Origin of the sequence: Corynebacterium sp. S5S1 (assembly GCF_001913985.1) — a bacterium.
Lineage (GTDB): Bacteria > Actinomycetota > Actinomycetes > Mycobacteriales > Mycobacteriaceae > Corynebacterium > Corynebacterium marquesiae.
The window spans coordinates 2,917-3,377 of record NZ_MKXT01000089.1 but is presented as its reverse complement, the minus strand read 5'-3'; the positions used below and the strand labels follow the sequence as shown (position 1 = coordinate 3,377).

The 461-nt window shown below is 58.6% G+C and carries 1 protein-coding gene; it reads left to right on the top strand.

The window, feature by feature from the left end; translation table 11 throughout:
• The coding region (locus tag BKN05_RS12410; RefSeq protein WP_286688774.1) for a glycosyltransferase family 87 protein at nucleotides 1-461 on the top strand (461 nt) is incomplete at both ends.

Here is a 461-nt window from a genome sequence, read left to right as displayed (position 1 = left end):
ACTGCTGTTGTGTCTCTGGCTAGTCTGGCGCTGGCTACTGCAGAATAGCCGCTGGGCGTTGCCTGCCGCCGCGACCAGCTGGGCGCTGGCATTGATCAGCGAACCCGTCGAGCTCAATCATGGTTTTGCCCAGATCAACGTCATTTTGCTGTCGCTGGTGGTACTCGATCTAGTTCCCCGGAAGCGCACACTTCCGCAGGGTTGGCTGATCGGCATCGCAGCAGCCATCAAGCTCACACCACTGGCGATGCTGTTGTATTTCTTGGTGCGCAAAGACATCCGCGCGATTATCACAGCGGGGGCTTCTGCGGCACTGGCAACCCTGCTGGCAGCTTTCGTGCGTTTTGATGCCACCTGGGAGTTCTACGGTGCGCGTCTGCTAGGAATGGGCTCCGGCGGCGATTTCGGAGTAAACACCTCATACCAATCCAATAGCTCCTGGCGCGGAATGATCCAGCGCT